General features: G+C 70.0%; 13 protein-coding genes, 1 tRNA gene and 1 pseudogene. 12 read left to right on the top strand and 3 right to left on the bottom strand.

Annotated features, from left to right (window positions below; all coding sequences use genetic code 11):
• Window positions 1–321 precede the first annotated feature (321 nt).
• The 4 genes from V8690_RS21235 (at window position 322) to V8690_RS21220 (ending at window position 3498) form a co-directional block, all read left to right on the top strand.
• Complete coding sequence (locus V8690_RS21235) at window positions 322–837, top strand: hypothetical protein (RefSeq protein WP_338781124.1); 516 nt, start codon at window positions 322–324, stop codon at window positions 835–837.
• A gap of 103 nt (window positions 838–940) precedes the next feature.
• On the top strand, window positions 941–2473 hold the full coding sequence (locus tag V8690_RS21230) for an SPFH domain-containing protein (RefSeq protein WP_338781121.1): 1533 nt from the start codon (window positions 941–943) through the stop codon (window positions 2471–2473).
• A 228-nt stretch (window positions 2474–2701) separates the two neighbouring features.
• Window positions 2702–3160 (top strand): SRPBCC family protein, encoded by a 459-nt coding sequence (locus tag V8690_RS21225; protein WP_338785412.1) that lies wholly within the window; start codon window positions 2702–2704, stop codon window positions 3158–3160.
• 8 nt (window positions 3161–3168) lie between these two features.
• Window positions 3169–3498: a TfoX/Sxy family protein gene (locus tag V8690_RS21220; RefSeq protein ID WP_338781120.1), complete on the top strand. Its 330-nt coding sequence runs from the start codon at window positions 3169–3171 to the stop codon at window positions 3496–3498.
• Window positions 3499–3737: 239 nt separating this feature from the next.
• Here the strand turns inward: V8690_RS21220 and V8690_RS21215 are convergent, their stop codons facing one another.
• Both V8690_RS21215 and V8690_RS21210 read right to left on the bottom strand, forming a co-directional pair.
• Window positions 3738–5423 carry a ribonuclease J gene (locus V8690_RS21215; protein WP_338781119.1) on the bottom strand — a complete coding sequence of 562 codons (1686 nt, stop codon included), beginning with the start codon at window positions 5421–5423 and terminating at the stop codon, window positions 3738–3740.
• Window positions 5424–5427: 4 nt separating this feature from the next.
• The gene (locus V8690_RS21210) at window positions 5428–5955 is read right to left on the bottom strand and encodes an antibiotic biosynthesis monooxygenase (protein WP_338781118.1); all 528 of its coding nucleotides are present in this window, start codon (window positions 5953–5955) and stop codon (window positions 5428–5430) included.
• A gap of 371 nt (window positions 5956–6326) precedes the next feature.
• On the opposite strand from V8690_RS21210, the gene V8690_RS21205 reads away from it, so the two are divergent.
• On the top strand, window positions 6327–6866 hold the full coding sequence (locus V8690_RS21205; protein WP_338781117.1) for a hypothetical protein: 540 nt from the start codon (window positions 6327–6329) through the stop codon (window positions 6864–6866).
• A 15-nt stretch (window positions 6867–6881) separates the two neighbouring features.
• Window positions 6882–7025: a hypothetical protein gene (locus tag V8690_RS21200; protein ID WP_338781115.1), complete on the top strand. Its 144-nt coding sequence runs from the start codon at window positions 6882–6884 to the stop codon at window positions 7023–7025.
• 552 nt (window positions 7026–7577) lie between these two features.
• Here the strand turns inward: V8690_RS21200 and V8690_RS21195 are convergent.
• Window positions 7578–7664, bottom strand: a tRNA-Leu gene (locus V8690_RS21195).
• Between the two features lie 474 nt (window positions 7665–8138).
• Here V8690_RS21195 and V8690_RS21190 point away from each other — a divergent pair.
• The 6 genes and pseudogenes from V8690_RS21190 to pknB all read left to right on the top strand — a co-directional run bounded on the left by V8690_RS21190 (window position 8139) and on the right by pknB (window position 16350).
• Window positions 8139–9002, top strand: a complete 864-nt coding sequence (locus tag V8690_RS21190) for a DUF3662 and FHA domain-containing protein (RefSeq protein WP_338781114.1) — start codon at window positions 8139–8141, stop codon at window positions 9000–9002.
• A 10-nt stretch (window positions 9003–9012) separates the two neighbouring features.
• Window positions 9013–9522 (top strand): FHA domain-containing protein, encoded by a 510-nt coding sequence (locus V8690_RS21185; protein ID WP_338781112.1) that lies wholly within the window; start codon window positions 9013–9015, stop codon window positions 9520–9522.
• Between the two features lie 140 nt (window positions 9523–9662).
• Window positions 9663–11215: pseudogene (locus tag V8690_RS21180) on the top strand (Stp1/IreP family PP2C-type Ser/Thr phosphatase).
• Between the two features lie 27 nt (window positions 11216–11242).
• Window positions 11243–12682, top strand: a complete 1440-nt coding sequence (locus V8690_RS21175) for an FtsW/RodA/SpoVE family cell cycle protein (RefSeq protein WP_338781110.1) — start codon at window positions 11243–11245, stop codon at window positions 12680–12682.
• A complete protein-coding gene (locus tag V8690_RS21170) occupies window positions 12679–14157 on the top strand; it encodes a penicillin-binding protein 2 (RefSeq protein ID WP_338781107.1) in 1479 nt (492 codons plus the stop codon). The genes V8690_RS21175 and V8690_RS21170 overlap by 4 nt, the downstream gene beginning before the upstream one ends.
• Before the next feature lie 168 nt (window positions 14158–14325).
• Window positions 14326–16350: a Stk1 family PASTA domain-containing Ser/Thr kinase gene (pknB, locus tag V8690_RS21165; protein ID WP_338781105.1), complete on the top strand. Its 2025-nt coding sequence runs from the start codon at window positions 14326–14328 to the stop codon at window positions 16348–16350.
• Window positions 16351–16370: the final 20 nt, after the last annotated feature.

The following is a 16370-nucleotide window of genomic DNA, read 5'->3' as shown; positions in this document are numbered from 1 at the left end:
GCAGGGGCGCGTACCCCGCCAAGGACCACTGTGAAGACCGTCATGAGCACCACGTCGGGACCCCCGTTCGGCGAAGCTTCTCCGCCTTCTTCCGTCAAGATCGCCGACCAGACTTCCCGGCACACCGCTGGGAACGGTACAGGCTTCTGACGCGGTGTCACAGAGCGTCGGCAGGGCCTCACCCGCCGACGGTCCGACTGTTCGGGGTGCGGCATCAAAGCCGCGTAAAGATTGCCGGAATCAGGCAATGTATCGCCCGGTGTCCGCGTGTGACGATGCCTGCGACAACGGGGGAAGGGCAAGGAGAGGCGGTGTGCGCGGATGGCCTGGTTTCTGGGGCTCGGCATAGCGGGGGTCGTCCTCCTTGCCCTGTCGTTCGTTCTCGACGGCGTACTGGAGGGACTGCTCGACGGAGTCTCCGTGGTGGACGGCCTGCTCGACGGGCTGCTGTCGCTGCCGGTGATCGCCGGGTTCTTGTCCATGCTCGGTTTCTCGGGGGCGATCGTCATGGGGACGACCGGGCTGGGCCCGGTGGGAGCCACGGTGATCGGGGTGCCCGCCGGTGTCCTCACCGGCTGGTTCGCCTACCGCCTGAGTCGGGCTCTGCTGCGGGACTCCTCCGGCGCCGCTCCGCGTGACGCCGACTTGATCGGCGCATCCGGCTCGGTGGTGACCGCTATCCCCGCCGAGGGCTACGGCGAGGTGCTGGTGCATGTGGCCGGGCAGCCGATGAAGTTCGCGGCCAGGAGTTCGGTTGCCGTGGCCCGGGGAGCCGACGTCTGGGTCGAGCAGGCGCTGTCGCAGTCGGCGGTGTCCGTGCGCCCGGTCGAACGCTGACCCGGCGAAGCGGTCCTCCTTTCCGGCACCGGCCCAGGTGCCGTTTACATCCACATATCCTTCACCGAATGCCGTCCTCAGGGAGGGCTGAGGGGACATCACCATGAGTTCTGTCGCCATCGCGGTGGGAGGAGTCGTCGTACTCCTCGTGCTGCTCGCGCTGGTCGTCGTCAGCCGGTACAAGGTCGCCGGTCCGAGCGAGGCGTTCATCGTCACCGGGCGGCGCGGCAAGAAGGCCACCGATCCGGAGACCGGGCGGGTGTTCACCGACAACAGCGGCCAGAAGGTCGTGGTCGGCGGCGGCGTGTTCGTCGTGCCGTTCGTGCAGCAGAGGTTCACCCTCGACCTGTCCTCGCGGCACATCCCCGTCGCGGTGCGCGGCGCGGTCACCCTGCGCGGCGTGAAGGCCAACCTGGAGGGCGTCGCCATCGTCAAGGTCGGCGGCACCGAGGACGCCATCCGCGCCGCCGCCCAGCGGTTCCTGATGCAGCAGGACGGCATCGTCGGCTTCACCCAGGAGGTGCTCTCCGGCGCCCTGCGGGCCATCGTCGGCCGGATGTCGGTGGAGGACATCATCCGGGACCGGGCCGCGTTCGCCGGACAGGTGGCGGAGGAGGCGGAGGCGAGCCTGTCCGGGCAGGGCCTGGTGCTGGACGCCTTCCAGATCCAGGACATCACCACCGAGGGCTCCTACCTGGAGGACCTCGGCCGGCCCGAGGCCGCCCGCGCCAAGCAGGAAGCCGACATCGCCGAGGCGGTCGCCAGGCGGGCCGCCGAGCAGGCGCGGCTGAAGGCCGAGGAGGAGATCGCGATCGCCCAGCGGACCTTCTACCTCAAGCAGGCCGAGATCAAGGCCGAGACCGACGAGGCCGCGGCCCGTGCGGCCGCCGCCGGTCCGCTGGCCGAGGCGGCCCGGGAGCAGGAGATCCTCGCCCAGCAGGAGAAGGTCGCCGAGCGGCAGGCCGAACTGACCGACCGTCAGCTCGACACCCAGGTCCGCAAGCCCGCCGACGCCCAGCGGTACGCCGCCGAGCAGGAGGCGGAGGCCAAGCGCGTGGCCCGCGTGAAGCAGGCCGAGGCGGATCGGCTGGCCGCCATCGCCGCCGCGCAGGCGGAGGCCGAGCGGTCCCGGCTCACGGGTGAGGGCGAGAAGCAGCAGCGCAGCGCGCTGGCCGAGGCGCAGGCGATCGAGGGTCTCAAGCAGGGCGAGGCCGAGCGGTCCCGGCGTGCGGCGATCGCCGAGGCGGTGCGGCTGGAGGGCGAGGCCGAGGCGGCGGCGATCGGCGCGAAGGGTGAGGCCGAGGCCGAGGCGATGCGGAAGAAGGCCGACGCCTTCGCCCAGTACGGCGACGCGGCCGTGCTGCAGATGCTCGTCGAGGTGCTGCCGCAGGTGGTCGCGAAGGCGTCCGAGCCGCTCAGCGCGGTGGACAAGATGACCGTCATCTCCACCGACGGCGCGAGCCGGCTGTCCCGCACCGTCGCCGACAACGTGGCCCAGGGCGTCGAACTCCTCAGCTCCACCACGGGAGTCGACCTCGCCGAGCTGCTGAAGAGCGTCACCCAGCGCAACGGTGACGTCCAGCCCTCGACCACGCCGACCGCCGCCGAGGCCAACGGAAAGATCCAGATCGGCTGAGAGCAGGCAGCCGGCACAAGGGCCCGCGCGGCATCGAGCCGCCGGGCCCGCCCTGGGGCGCCTCGGTCGGGTTGTTCTCCCTTGCCGCCGCCGACGCTGGATCGGGTGGTGGGGGCAGGTATGTGACCGTCCTTACCTACGCGCCGGCAGTCCTTTTCCGGCCTCCGGTTGCCGCTGACTGTCGGGGGTGGGTCCATGGGAACTGTCGCCGGGGATTCGGGGCAGCGGATGGGTATCGATGTGACGGTGGAGCGGGTGATCCCCGTGCCGTGTGAGCAGGTGGCGGCGTATGCCATGGACTGGCGCCACGATGCCGAGTGGACCCAGGGCATCCGGACGGCGCAGCTGACGCGGGAGGCGGATGCGGGCGGGTTCGGGGCCGGGGCGGAGGTGACGCGGACGGCGTACTTCCTGGGCAGGCGGATCGACTACGTGCTGCGGGTCGCCGCCTACGAGCCGGCGAGGCTGCTGGACATGGTCGCGGTGGCCGGCCCGCTGCCGATGCACGTGACCTACTCCTTCGAGCCGCTGCCGGACGGCGGCACGCACGCCCGGATCCGTGTGCGCGGTGACGCCTCCGGCCTCTACCGGCTGGCCGGACCGGTGCTGGGGCGCAAGGTGCGCTCGTCGCTGGTCAAGGATCTTCGGGACCTTCAGCGGCAGGTGAGCCGGCGAGCGGGAGGGTGAGGGCGGTCATGGCGTTCGACGAAGGACTGGCGGAGCGCGTCCGGGCCCGGCTGGGTGCGGATCCGGGCGTCACGGAGAAGCGGATGTTCGGCGGGCTGGCGTTCCTGTACGAGGGCAACATGGCTGTCGGGGTGACCGGGGACGAGCTGATGGTCCGGGTCGGCCCCGACGCCACCGAGGCCGCCCTGTCACGGCCCGGGACGCGGCCCTTCGACTTCACCGGACGCCCGATGCGCGGCTGGGTGGTCGTGGCCGCGTCCGCCGTGTCCGAGGACGAGGCCCTGGCCGACTGGATCGAGCAGGGGCACGCCTTCGCCGCGAGCCTGCCCCCCAAGTAGCCCTGTCGGCGGAGGTCCTCTCCGCTCCCGGTTCCCCTACTCCGGCGCGCGCTCGGCGATCAGCAGCGCGTAGCCAAGAGCGCCGTCCTCGACCGCCGTACGGGCGGCCCCACCGCATGCCGAAGTGACGAGTGTCGGCGGGTGATCGAAGCACGGCCCGCTCGCGTGGGGGTGTCGTGGTCGGTGAGGTGGTGTCCGTCCGTCCTGAATGAGGCGGGGAACCGGAGCGCGGCCCCCGGTCAGGCGTCGATGATGACGGGGATGATCAGTGGCCTGCGGCGGTGGGTGCGGAAGGCCCAGTTGGCCACGGCGCGGGCGATGAGCTGTTCGAGCTGGTGGGCGTCGCCGACGCCTTCCTCGGCGGCGGTGGCCAGCGTCTTCTCGATGACGGGGATGACCGGCTCGAAGGTGGTCTCGTCGTGGACGAAGCCGCGAGCCAGGAAGTCGGGGGCCTCTGCCAGGGCGCCGGTGTCGGCGTCGACGATGGCCACGACCGTGATGACGCCCTCCTGGGCGAGGGTGACCCGGTCCTTGAGGGACGCCTCCGTGGCGCCGCCGACTTCCATGCCGTCCACGTAGACGTTGCCCGCGGGCACCTTGCCGGTGATGGAGGCGCGGCCGTCGACGAGGTCGACGACGACACCGTCCTCGGCGATGACGACCCGGTCGGGATCGACGCCGGTGCGGATGGCGAGGTCGGCGTTGGCCCGCAGGTGGCGCCATTCGCCGTGCACGGGCATGACGTTGCGGGGCCGGACGATGTTGTAGCAGTAGACGAGTTCGCCGGCGCTGGCGTGGCCGGAGACGTGCACCTTGGCGTTGCCCTTGTGGACCACGTGGGCGCCCCACCGGGTGAGTCCGTTGATCACCCGGTAGATGGCGTTCTCGTTGCCGGGGATGAGGGAGCTGGCGAGCAGGACGGTGTCGCCCTTGCCGATGCGGATCTGGTGGTCGCGGTTGGCCATCCGTGACAGCGCGGCCATCGGTTCGCCCTGGGAGCCGGTGCACACCAGGGTGATCTTGTGGTCGGGGAGCTTCTCCAGCTCCTTGGTGGTCACGACCAGGTGGGGCGGGACCTTGAGGTAGCCCAGGTCGCGGGCGATGCCCATGTTGCGGACCATGGAGCGGCCGACGAAGGCCACCTTGCGGCCGTGCTCGTGGGCGGCGTCCAGGACCTGCTGGATGCGGTGCACATGGCTGGCGAAGCTGGAGACGATGACCCGGCGCGGCGCGGTGCGCATCACCTGTTCGATCGCCGGGTTCAGCTCACGCTCGGAGGTGGTGAAGCCGGGGACCTCGGCGTTCGTGGAGTCGGTGAGGAACAGGTCCACGCCCTCCTCGCCGAGGCGGGCGAAGGCGCGCAGATCGGTGATGCGGTCGTCCAGGGGGAACTGGTCCATCTTGAAGTCGCCGGTGTGCAGCACCATCCCGGCGCCGGTGCGGATCGCGACCGCGAGGCTGTCCGGAATGGAGTGGTTGACGGCCACGAACTCGCAGTCGAAGGGGCCGAAGCCGCGCCGGTCGCCCTCCCGCACGCGCACCGTGCGGGGCCGGATGCCGTGTTCCTTGAGCTTGGCCTCGATGAAGGCGAGGGTGAGCTTGGAGCCGACGAGGGGGATGTCCCTCCGCTCGCGCAGCAGATAGGGCACGCCGCCGATGTGGTCCTCGTGGCCGTGGGTGAGGACGACGGCGACGATGTCGTCGAGGCGGTCCCGGATGGAGGTGAAGTCGGGCAGGATCACGTCCACGCCGGGCTGGGTCTCTTCGGGGAACAGCACACCGCAGTCCACGATCAGCAACTTGCCGGCATGCTCGAACACGGTCATGTTCCGGCCGATCTCGCCCAGGCCGCCCAGGGCGGTGACCCTCAGCCCTCCGTCGGGCAGTGGCGGGGCGGCTTTGAGTTCTGGGTGCGGATGGCTCATACCCTCACGCTACCGAAGAGTCTGCCGGGACGATTTGCCGCCTGCACGCTGGAGGCGAGGCGCGGCGCCGGGCGCCTCGGTCACGGCGGGGGCGGGGCAGGGAGCGGTGGAGGCGGTAGCGCCCGCCGTGGGTGAGGCGCACCCCGGGCGTGCGGGAGAGGATCTCGTGCCCCTGGTCGTGGTCACCGGCTTCGGCGGCCTCCTGGTGCGCCTCGACGCTGGTCCACTCCGTGTACAGCAGGACGCGGCTGCCGTCGGTGCTGTGCAGGAAGTGGGCCGAGATCGCGCCAGGGTGCCCGCCTTCCTTCGGCTGGGCGGCGATCACGGCGTCGGTGAAGAAGCGCTGGCGGTCGGGCCCGTCCACGTCGAAAGCGGCCGTGATCAGGCAGCCCGGGGCACGGGTCTCGTGCTCCTCGGCCATGCCGCGGTACAGCCGGTAGCGGGGCGGACCGGCCAAGGGAGCGGCGTAGCCACCGCCACGAGGGTACGCGTCGTACGCCCCGGCGCTCTCCCACTGCGCGAGCGACAGCACCGTCCGCCGTCCGCGCTCGCGAACGAGCCCATCGCGGACAGGCCGCGGGGCGGGGAACCGCTCTCCAGCGCACGCGCCTCGTCATCCACGACCAGCTGCTGCCGGTCGGGTCCTCCGACGTACCGGGCGCCGATCACGGCGGTGCCGGTGCGGGCGATGTCCGGGAAGCGATCGGTGGTCAACGCGGTCTGCCTGAAAGGTGAGGGGCGGTCTGGTCCCGACGATGATGCGGGGGTGGAGGCCTGGGCGGGCAACAGCACCCTCCCGGGGTCCTTTCCTGGTGAAGAGTCACGGCGGACGCGAATCGAGCAGTACCGGCCGCCCTCCCCAGCCCTGTCCGGGAGCGCGTCGGGGCCGACTGCCGCCGCGCAGTGACCCAGGCCAAGCCGGCCACTCCCAAGCAGGCCCGCGACTGGCTCGGCGCGCTCGCCCACGCCGCCGCGTATGCCGACGCCTGCGGGCGCCCGACCAAGGCCGAGCACCTCCTGACCCCGGAGGCGATCGAGTGGTACCCGGCCACCGGCTGTCTGCACCTGGGTGACGCCTCGCGCTCCAACCGCCGCTGCCGCCTGAACAACCTCCGTCGTGCCCTGCTCGGCCCGGACCTGGTCACCGGCGAGCCGGCCGCCTACTCCGGCTCGGACTCCTCGCGCCCCTACAGCCGTTCCGATCAGGCCCAGCTGTATGCCTCCGCGCGCGCTCAGCCGACCGAAGAGCTGCGCTACGGCCTGCTGACCCTGCCCTCCCCCGGCTTCGGCTGCGCTCTGGCTCACCCGAGGTCATCCCCCTGCGCACCCATGACGTCCGGGAAGCCTCCAACGGAGCCGTGGCCGTGGCCGTCCGCGGTACCGCGCCCGCGTGGTGCTGTGCCGTACGCCCGGGCCGGCGTCATCAAGGAGACCGCGGAGTGAGCCGGCAGACCGTCCATGCCCCAGCCCCTCAAGGACGCCACCAAGGACCTCCTCGCCGAGAAAATCGAAAAGCAGACCCGGATCGACCGCACCCGCGCCGCGCGAACTACGTGTTCATGCCCAAGCAACGCCCCGACGCCGAAGGCCACCGCCGCCTGATGTGCCCGGCAGATACCAACCCGGCGCAGCGCCCTCTCAAACCCCGCACGCTCGGCCGCGGCATCCACCTGCCCCTCGTCGACCCCGCCCCGAACCCGGCCGGCTCACCGACGTGCTGCTCCCAGCGCACCGTCACCGTCCCCCGGAAGCCGGCGCGAACCTCTGCCGGCCCCTCCAGTACGGCTCCGAAGGTTGGCAACGGGTCTGCTTCCGGCTGCTTCGCCGAGGACCACCTCCAGGAACATGTCGAAGACGCCGGCGAACGGCCCCGCCGACGGCCCACCCGCCGCCGCAGGACCAAGCCCCTGGGCACGGGGACCCCCAAGGGACATCACCCAGCGCTGAGACCTTCCTCACAGAGGGCAGGCCCCGAGAGCTACTCAAGCAAGATCCACACGCGAACGCGGATCGCCGACGGCCCTCAGCCACCGACGGTCCGCTTCACCATGCCCAGAGACAGACATCACACCGCAGAAACAGAAATGGGCGGCATCGCCATCGCGATGCCGCCCATTCCGTCGGTGCAGCCAGAGCACTTTCGTCGGTGCTCCGTGGTGCGCGAGGGGGGAGTTGAACCCCCACGCCCTTGCGGGCACTGGAACCTGAATCCAGCGCGTCTGCCTATTCCGCCACCCGCGCATTGGGTGTGTCATGGGCTCCTGCCCCTTGGGGCCTGGCGCCTTCCGACACGCAGAACATTAGCACGCGGGGCGGGGTGGATTCACATCCCTTCTTCCGCAGGCAGACCCGCCTCCGGGCCTTCGGTGGCCCGGCCACGTATCGACGCGGGGCGCTTCACGTATCAACCTCGTACCGGTACCCCCCGTCTCCCCAGGAGGCGGTCGGGGTCCACAGTCGGGTGCGGGACACTGGTCTTCGGCCGCCTCTACGATCCTTGTCAGGAGTACGCGAGAGCGGTTGCGCGGCAGCCGTGCCACCGGAGGAGTTCGAAGGAGAGCTCCACAGGGAACGTCGTCATGCGTCGACATCCGTCGGCCGTGCTGACAGGGGGAACCAGCCGATCGAGCGGCGCGTGGATACGATCAGTAAGCAGTACCAGGCAAGCGGCCCGCAGAGCAGTACACAGGACGGCAGCGACGGAGGAGGTGCCCCATGGGAGTCCTGAAGAAGTTCGAGCAGCGTCTCGAAGGTCTGGTCAACGGCACCTTCGCCAAGGTGTTCAAGTCCGAGGTCCAGCCCGTGGAGATCGCCGGCGCGCTCCAGCGCGAGTGCGACAACAACGCCACCATCTGGAACCGCGACCGGACGGTCGTGCCCAACGACTTCATCGTGGAGCTGAGCACGCCGGACTTCGAGCGGCTCAGCCCCTACTCCGGCCAGCTCGGCGACGAGCTGGCCGGCATGGTGCGTGACTACGCCAAGCAGCAGCGCTACACCTTCATGGGCCCGATCAAGGTGCACCTGGAGAAGGCGGACGACCTGGACACCGGCCTGTACCGGGTGCGCAGCCGTACGCTCGCCTCCTCCAGCAGCCAGCAGGCCCCGTCAGGCGCCGCCGCTCCCGCCGCCCCGCCCGCCGGACGCCCCGGCGGCTACGGCTACCCGCCGGCCGCCGCTCCCGCGGGCGCCCCGCCCATGCCGTCCGCGCCGCCGCCCGGCGGCCGCCCCGGCGGGTACGGTTACCCGCAGCCCGCGGGCGCGCAGCAGCCCCCGGCCGCCCCGGCGGCCGGCGGACGCACCCGCCACTGGATCGAGATCAACGGCACGCGCCATCAGATCTCCCGCCCGACGCTGGTGCTGGGCCGCAGCACCGACGCCGACGTGCGGATCGACGACCCCGGCGTCTCCCGCCGGCACTGCGAGATCCGGACCGGAACGCCCTCGACGATCCAGGATCTCGGATCCACCAACGGCATCGTGGTGGACGGGCAGCACACCACCCGCGCTACGCTCCGCGACGGCTCGCGGATCGTCGTGGGCAGCACCACCATCATTTACCGGCAAGCCGAAGGGTGAAGCGGGGGCAATGTCAGAGCTGACCCTCACGGTCATGCGGCTGGGTTTCCTGGCCGTTCTGTGGCTGTTCGTGATCGTGGCCGTGCAGGTCATCCGGAGCGACCTGTTCGGTACGCGCGTCACCCAGCGCGGCTCGCGGCGCGAGGCGGGCCGGCAGCAGCAGGCCGCCCGCCAGGCGCCGCCGCAGCAGCGCCAGCAGTCCGGCGGCGGCCGGCGCGGACGTAACGCCCCCACCAAGCTCGTCGTGACCGAGGGCACTCTCGCCGGCACCACGGTCGCGCTCCAGGGCCAGACCATCACCCTGGGCCGGGCGCACGACTCGACGATCGTGCTGGACGACGACTACGCCTCCAGCCGCCATGCCAGGATCTACCCGGACCGCGACGGCCAGTGGATCGTCGAGGACCTCGGCTCCACCAACGGCACGTACCTGGACCGAAACCGGCTGACGACTCCCACACCGATTGCGCTGGGCGCGCCGATCCGCATCGGCAAGACCGTCATCGAGCTGCGGAAGTAGTGCTACATCATGGATAGGCGCGAGCGGAGCGAGCACGCAGTGGCGGGCCCCACCCCGGGCCCCGGCGCGCTCCCGACCGGAGGGTGGGCAGTGTGGCTCGACACGACCGGCTGTACCCGGAGCCGACAGGCGAGGTGCGCATGAGTCTGTCACTGCGCTTCGCGGCCGGATCGCACAAGGGCATGATCCGGGAGGGCAACGAGGACTCCGGTTACGCCGGCCCGCGCCTGCTCGCCATCGCCGACGGCATGGGCGGCGCAGCGGCGGGCGAGGTCGCCTCCTCCGAGGCCATCTCCACGATCGTCGCGCTCGACGACGACGTCCCCGGCTCCGACATCCTCACCTCGCTCGGTACGGCCGTACAGCGCGCCAACGACCAGCTCCGCGCCATGGTCGAGGAGGACCCCCAGCTGGAGGGCATGGGGACCACGCTCACCGCCCTGCTCTGGACCGGCCAGCGCCTCGGCCTGGTGCACGTCGGCGACTCCCGCGCGTACCTCCTCCGCGACGGCGTACTGACACAGATCACGCAGGACCACACCTGGGTGCAGCGCCTGGTCGACGAGGGCCGCATCACCGAGGAAGAGGCAACCACCCACCCGCAGCGCTCGCTCCTCATGCGCGCGCTCGGCAGCGGCGACCACGTCGAGCCGGACCTGTCCATCCGCGAGGTCCGCGCCGGCGACCGCTACCTGATCTGTTCCGACGGCCTGTCCGGCGTGGTGTCCCACCAGACCCTGGAGGACACCCTCGCCAGCTACCAGGGCCCCCAGGAGACCGTCCAGAACCTGATCGAGCTGGCCCTGCGCGGCGGCGGCCCGGACAACATCACCGTCATCGTCGCCGACGTCCTCGACCTCGACACCGGCGACACCCTCGCCGGGCAGCTGTCCGACACCCCGGTCGTGGTCGGCGCCGTCGCCGAGAACCAGCACCAGCTGCACGACAACGGCATCATGCAGACCCCGCCGGCCGCGCCTCCGGGCTCGGCCGCCAGGGACGCGGCCAGGGCGGCGGCGGCGAGTTCGGCCCGCCCGGCTCCGGCGACACCACCGGCTACGTCCCGGCGGCCGGCCTGGGCTACGGCGACGACGACTTCGTCAAGCCGCGCGGGAAGGGCCGCTGGCTGAAGAGATCCCTCTACGGCGCCCTCGCGCTGGCCGTCATCGGCGGCGGTCTGTACGGCGGCTGGCGCTGGACGCAGACGCAGTACTACGTCGGCGCCGAGGGCAAGCACGTCGCGCTGTACCGGGGCATCAGCCAGGACCTGGCGTGGGTGTCGCTCTCGAAGGTGGAGAAGGACCACCCCGAGATCGAACTCAAGTACCTGCCGCCCTACCAGCAGAAGCTGGTCAAGGCGACCATCGCCGAGGGCGGGCTGGAGAACGCCCGGGCGAAGATCCAGGAACTGTCGGTGCAGGCCTCCGCGTGCAGGAAGGAGGCGCAGCGGCGCCAAGCCGAGAGCCAGAACACCTCCAAGACCGGCGAGGGCGAGGCCGGGGGCACCACCGGAACCACTCCCGCCTCCTTCACGTCCAAGGCCACACCGACACCGAACCCGTCGAACCCGTCGGGCTCTCCGTCGACGCCTGAGAAGTCCCCGAACCCGTCCACGACCGCACCTACTCCCAGCCCCGGCCCCAGCCTCTCGGAGGAAGAGCAGAAGGTCGTCTCGCTGTGCGGTAAGCAGTAGGCAAGCCGTGAGAGGCCCTGTTACACGATGAGCGGTACGAACACATCGCCGACGCACCACACGTCCACGATCGGCGCGATCGGCGCGCCGAGCCGGCGCAACACCGAGCTGGCGCTGCTGGCGTTCGCCGTGGTCATTCCGGTGTTCGCCTATGCCAACGTCGGGCTGGCCCTCAACGACTCGGTGCCGCCGGGCCTGTTGAGCTACGGGCTCGGACTCGGCCTGCTCGCGGGCGTCGGCCATCTCGTCGTACGGAAGTTCGCGCCGTACGCGGACCCGCTGATGCTGCCGCTGGCGACGCTGCTGAACGGGCTCGGTCTGGTCGTCATCTGGCGCCTTGACCAGTCCGAGAAACTGAGCAACTACGCCGATGCCGCACCGCGGCAGCTGCTGTACTCGGCGATGGGCGTCGCCCTGCTGGCGGTCGTGCTGATCTTCCTCAAGGACCACCGCGTCCTGCAGCGCTACACGTACATCTCCATGGCCGGTGCGCTGTTCCTGCTGATCCTGCCGCTCGTGCCGGGACTCGGCGCGGACATCTACGGCGCCAAGATCTGGATCAAGATCCCCGGTCTCGGCACGCTCCAGCCCGGTGAGTTCGCGAAGATCGTCCTGGCGGTCTTCTTCGCCGGCTACCTCATGGTCAAGAGAGACGCCCTGGCTCTGGCCAGCCGCCGCTTCATGGGGCTGTACCTGCCGCGCGGCCGTGACCTCGGTCCGATCCTCGTCGTCTGGGTGATTTCGATCCTCATCCTGGTCTTCGAGACCGACCTCGGTACGTCGCTGCTGTTCTTCGGAATGTTCGTCATCATGCTGTACGTCGCCACCGAGCGGACCAGCTGGATCGTCTTCGGTCTGCTGATGTCGGCGGTCGGTGCCGTCGGCGTGGCGAGCTTCGAACCGCACATCCAGACGCGTGTGCAGGCCTGGCTCGACCCGATGCGCGAGTACGAGCTCTCCCGCGCCGCCGTCAAGGACGGCATCCTCCACTCCGAGCAGGCCATGCAGGCCCTGTGGGCCTTCGGCTCCGGCGGCACGCTCGGTACCGGTCTCGGGCAGGGCAACTCCGACCTCATCGGCTTCGCCGCCAACTCCGACTTCATCCTCGCCACCTTCGGCGAGGAGCTGGGCCTCGCCGGCGTCATGGCGATCCTGCTGCTCTACGGCCTGATCGTCGAGCGGGGTGTGCGCACCGCGCTCGCGGCCCGCGATCCGTTCGGCAAGCTGCTGGCCATCGGCCTGTCCGGCGCCTTCGCCCTCCAGGTCTTCGTGGTGGCCGGCGGTGTCATGGGCCTCATCCCGCTGACCGGTATGACGCTGCCGTTCGTGGCCTACGGCGGTTCCTCCGTGATCGCCAACTGGGCCCTGATCGGCATCCTGCTGCGCATCAGCGACACCGCACGCCGCCCGGCCCCGGCCCCGGCCGGCAATCCCGACGCCGAGATGACTCAGGTGGTCCGCCCGTGAACAAGCCCCTGCGCCGGATCGCGGTCTTCTGCGGTCTGCTCGTCCTGGCACTGCTCATCCGCGACAACTGGATCCAGTACGTCAAGGCCGACGAGCTCAGGACCGACAAGAACAACCGCCGCGTCATCATCGAGCGCTACGCCTCCCCGCGCGGCGACATCATCGTCGACGGCAAGCCGATCACCGGTTCCGCCGAGACGTCGGGCAGCGACTTCAAGTTCAAGCGCACCTACAAGGACGGCCCGATGTGGGCGCCGGTCACCGGCTACGCCTCGCAGGCCTTCGGCGCCACCCAGCTGGAGTCCATCGAGGACGGCATCCTCACCGGCAACGACGACCGGCTCTTCTTCCGCAACACCCTCGACATGCTCACCGGCAAGAAGCAGCAGGGCGGCAACGTCGTCACGACCCTGAACTCCGCCGCGCAGAAGGCCGCGTACGACGGTCTGAAGAAGCAGGGCGGCAAGGGTGCCGTCGCCGCGATCGACCCGTCGACGGGCAAGATCCTGGCGCTGGCCTCCTACCCGTCGTACGACCCCTCGTCCTTCGCCGGCAACTCCACGACGACGGACACCGAGGCCTGGCAGAAGTTTCAGAAGAAGAACAACCCCGACGACCCGATGCTCAACCGGGCGCTGCGCGAGGTGTATCCCCCCGGTTCCACCTTCAAGGTGGTCACCGCGGCCGCGGCGCTGGAGAACGGGCTGTACACGGAGGCGGACCAGAAGACGAAGACGCCGCTGCCGTGGACCATGCCGGGCACCACGACCGAGCTGAAGAACGAGGGGAACATCCCCTGCAAGGACGCGACCCTGCGAGTGGCGCTCCAGTACTCCTGCAACACCGTCTTCGGCAAGATCGGCTCCGACCTCGGCAACGAGAAGATGCTGGCCGAGGCCAAGAAGTTCGGCTTCACCGAGGAGCAGTTCACACCGGTCCGTACCAACGCCTCGGTGTTCTCCGACGACATGAACCCGTCGCAGACCGCGCTGTCGTCCATCGGCCAGTTCAACACCGCCGCGACCCCGCTCCAGATGGCCATGGTCGCCTCGGCCGTCGCCAACGACGGCAAGCTGATGAAGCCCTACATGGTGGACAAGCTGCAGGCGCCGAACCTCGACACCCTGGAGCAGACCGAGCCGGAGGAGCTCAGCCAGCCGCTGTCCTCGGAGAACGCCCAGATCCTCCAGTCGATGATGGAGACGGTCGTCGACAAGGGCACGGGCTCGAACGCCAAGATCCCCGGCGTCAAGGTGGGCGGCAAGACCGGTACCGCCCAGCACGGTGTCGACAACAGCGAGAATCCCTACGCGTGGTTCATCTCGTACGCCAAGGACAGCGACGGCAGCTCGCCGGTCGCGGTGGCGGTCGTGATCGAGGACGACAACGCCGTCCGTGACGACATCTCCGGAGGCGGCCTCGCGGCGCCGATCGCGAGGAACGTGATGGAGGCGGTCATCAAGAGCAAGCAGTGACCCCGCTCACGTCTGCTTCACAACGGTGCACGTTGCGATACCGGTCCTGTATCGGCTGACGGGCTTGGCCAGGTCACACAAAGCGAGCCGGGTACGGTAGGCCCGGATGGCAGCCTCCGACCGTACAAACTTCCGGTCGGGACCGACGGAGAGGGCTGGTAGGTAGCTATGGAAGAGCCGCGTCGCCTCGGCGGCCGGTACGAACTGGGCCAGGTGCTCGGGCGTGGTGGCATGGCGGAGGTCTACCTCGCGCATGACACCCGCCTCGGCCGCACCGTGGCGGTGAAGACGCTGCGCGCGGATCTCGCGCGTGACCCTTCCTTCCAGGCCCGGTTCCGCCGGGAGGCCCAGTCGGCCGCCTCGCTCAACCATCCCGCGATCGTCGCGGTCTACGACACGGGCGAGGACTACATCGACGGGGTCTCGATCCCGTACATCGTCATGGAGTACGTAGACGGCTCGACGCTGCGCGAGCTGCTCCACTCCGGCCGCAAGCTGCTGCCGGAGCGGTCCATGGAGATGACCATCGGCATCCTCCAGGGCCTGGAGTACGCCCACCGCAACGGCATCGTCCACCGCGACATCAAGCCCGCGAACGTCATGCTGACGCGCAACGGCCAGGTCAAGGTGATGGACTTCGGCATCGCCCGCGCCATGGGCGACTCCGGCATGACGATGACACAGACCGCGGCGGTCATCGGCACGGCCCAGTACCTCTCGCCGGAGCAGGCGAAGGGCGAGCAGGTCGACGCCAGGTCGGACCTCTACTCCACCGGCTGTCTGCTCTACGAGCTCCTGACGGTGAGGCCCCCCTTCGTCGGCGACTCCCCGGTCGCCGTCGCGTACCAGCACGTCCGGGAAGAGCCGCAGGCGCCGAGCGTCTTCGACCCCGAGATCACGCCCGAGATGGACGCCATCGTCCTGAAGGCGCTGGTCAAGGACCCGGACTACCGCTACCAGTCGGCCGACGAGATGCGCGCCGACATCGAGGCCTGCCTCGACGGCCAGCCGGTCGCGGCCACGGCCGCGATGGGCTCGGTGGGCTACGGCGGCTACCCCGACGACCAGCCGACGACGGCCCTGCGCGCGGACTCCGGCGCGGGCGCCACGTCGATGCTGCCCCCCATGAGCCCGGACGACGGCGGCTACGGCTACGACGACCGCCCCGACCGGCGCCGCCAGCAGCAGCAGCGCAAGTCCAACACCTCCACGATCCTGCTGGTGGTGGCGGGCATCCTGGTGCTGGTCGGAGCGATCCTGATCGGCCGGTGGGCGTTCAGCGGCAACGGGGGCGTGGGCGACGACACGCTCGCCGCGCCCAACTTCGTCGGCGAGACCGAGCAGAATGCCCGGAAACTCGCCAACAACGCCGACCTCGAACTGTCCTTCACCAAGAAGCCCTGCGAGGAGCAGACCAAGGGCAACGTCTGCTCCCAGTCCCCGAAGGCCGGCGTCGACGTCAAGAAGGGCGACACCATCTCCCTGGTGGTGTCGACCGGGGCGCCGAAGGTGGCGGTCCCGGACGTCACGGGCCTGACCTACGAGAAGGCCAAGGCCCAGCTCGAGGACAAGGGCTTCAACGTCGAGCAGAAGACCGAGGAGTCCGACCGCACCCCCGGCGTGGTCATCACGCAGGACCCCGAGGGCGACACGGAACAGGAGAAGGGTTCCACGATCACCCTCACCGTCGCCAAGGAGGCGGAGAAGTCCACCGTCCCGGACGTCCTCGGCCAGACCTGTGACGCGGCCAAGCAGCAGATGCAGGCCAGCAACCTGGTCGGCAACTGCACCGAGGTGGAGACCGACGACGCCAACCAGGTCGGCAAGGTCATCGCGACCACACCGCAGGCCGGCACCTCCGTCGAGAAGAACTCGTCGGTCAACATCCAGATCGGCAAGGCGAAGCAGAACCAGCAGGTCGCGGTTCCCAACCTCCAGAACCAGACCCTCAAGGACGCCAAGAAGCTGATCGAGGACGCGCGCCTGACAGTCGGCAACATCGCAGGCTCCCAGGACGACAACGCCGTGGTCGTCGCCTCGAACCCGGTCCAGGGCACCCAGGTGGACGAGGGCACACCGGTCAACCTGTTCACCGCCGACCGGGCGGGCGGTGGCAACGGCAACGGCGGCAACGGCGGCAACGGCGGCCTCTTCGGAGGCATCACCGGAACCTCGGCCCGCCCGGAGGACTGACACCCCTTCGCACCGATACG

Source organism: Streptomyces sp. DG1A-41 (assembly GCF_037055355.1).
Taxonomy (GTDB): Bacteria; Actinomycetota; Actinomycetes; order Streptomycetales; family Streptomycetaceae; genus Streptomyces.
The sequence above is the reverse complement of the archived record's forward strand: the minus strand, read 5'-3'. Positions and strand labels throughout refer to the sequence as shown.

Bases quoted from the DNA above. Each gene is read 5' to 3' on its own strand.
- V8690_RS21235 (WP_338781124.1), top strand. From the start codon at position 322: ATGGCCTGGTTTCTGGGGCTCGGCATAGCGGGGGTCGTCCTCCTTGCC.
- V8690_RS21230 (WP_338781121.1), top strand. From the start codon at position 941: ATGAGTTCTGTCGCCATCGCGGTGGGAGGAGTCGTCGTACTCCTCGTG.
- V8690_RS21225 (WP_338785412.1), top strand. From the start codon at position 2,702: ATGGGTATCGATGTGACGGTGGAGCGGGTGATCCCCGTGCCGTGTGAG.
- V8690_RS21220 (WP_338781120.1), top strand. From the start codon at position 3,169: ATGGCGTTCGACGAAGGACTGGCGGAGCGCGTCCGGGCCCGGCTGGGT.
- V8690_RS21215 (WP_338781119.1), bottom strand. From the start codon at position 5,423: ATGAGCCATCCGCACCCAGAACTCAAAGCCGCCCCGCCACTGCCCGAC.
- V8690_RS21200 (WP_338781115.1), top strand. From the start codon at position 6,882: ATGCCCCAGCCCCTCAAGGACGCCACCAAGGACCTCCTCGCCGAGAAA.
- V8690_RS21190 (WP_338781114.1), top strand. From the start codon at position 8,139: ATGGGAGTCCTGAAGAAGTTCGAGCAGCGTCTCGAAGGTCTGGTCAAC.
- V8690_RS21185 (WP_338781112.1), top strand. From the start codon at position 9,013: ATGTCAGAGCTGACCCTCACGGTCATGCGGCTGGGTTTCCTGGCCGTT.
- V8690_RS21175 (WP_338781110.1), top strand. From the start codon at position 11,243: ATGAGCGGTACGAACACATCGCCGACGCACCACACGTCCACGATCGGC.
- pknB (WP_338781105.1), top strand. From the start codon at position 14,326: ATGGAAGAGCCGCGTCGCCTCGGCGGCCGGTACGAACTGGGCCAGGTG.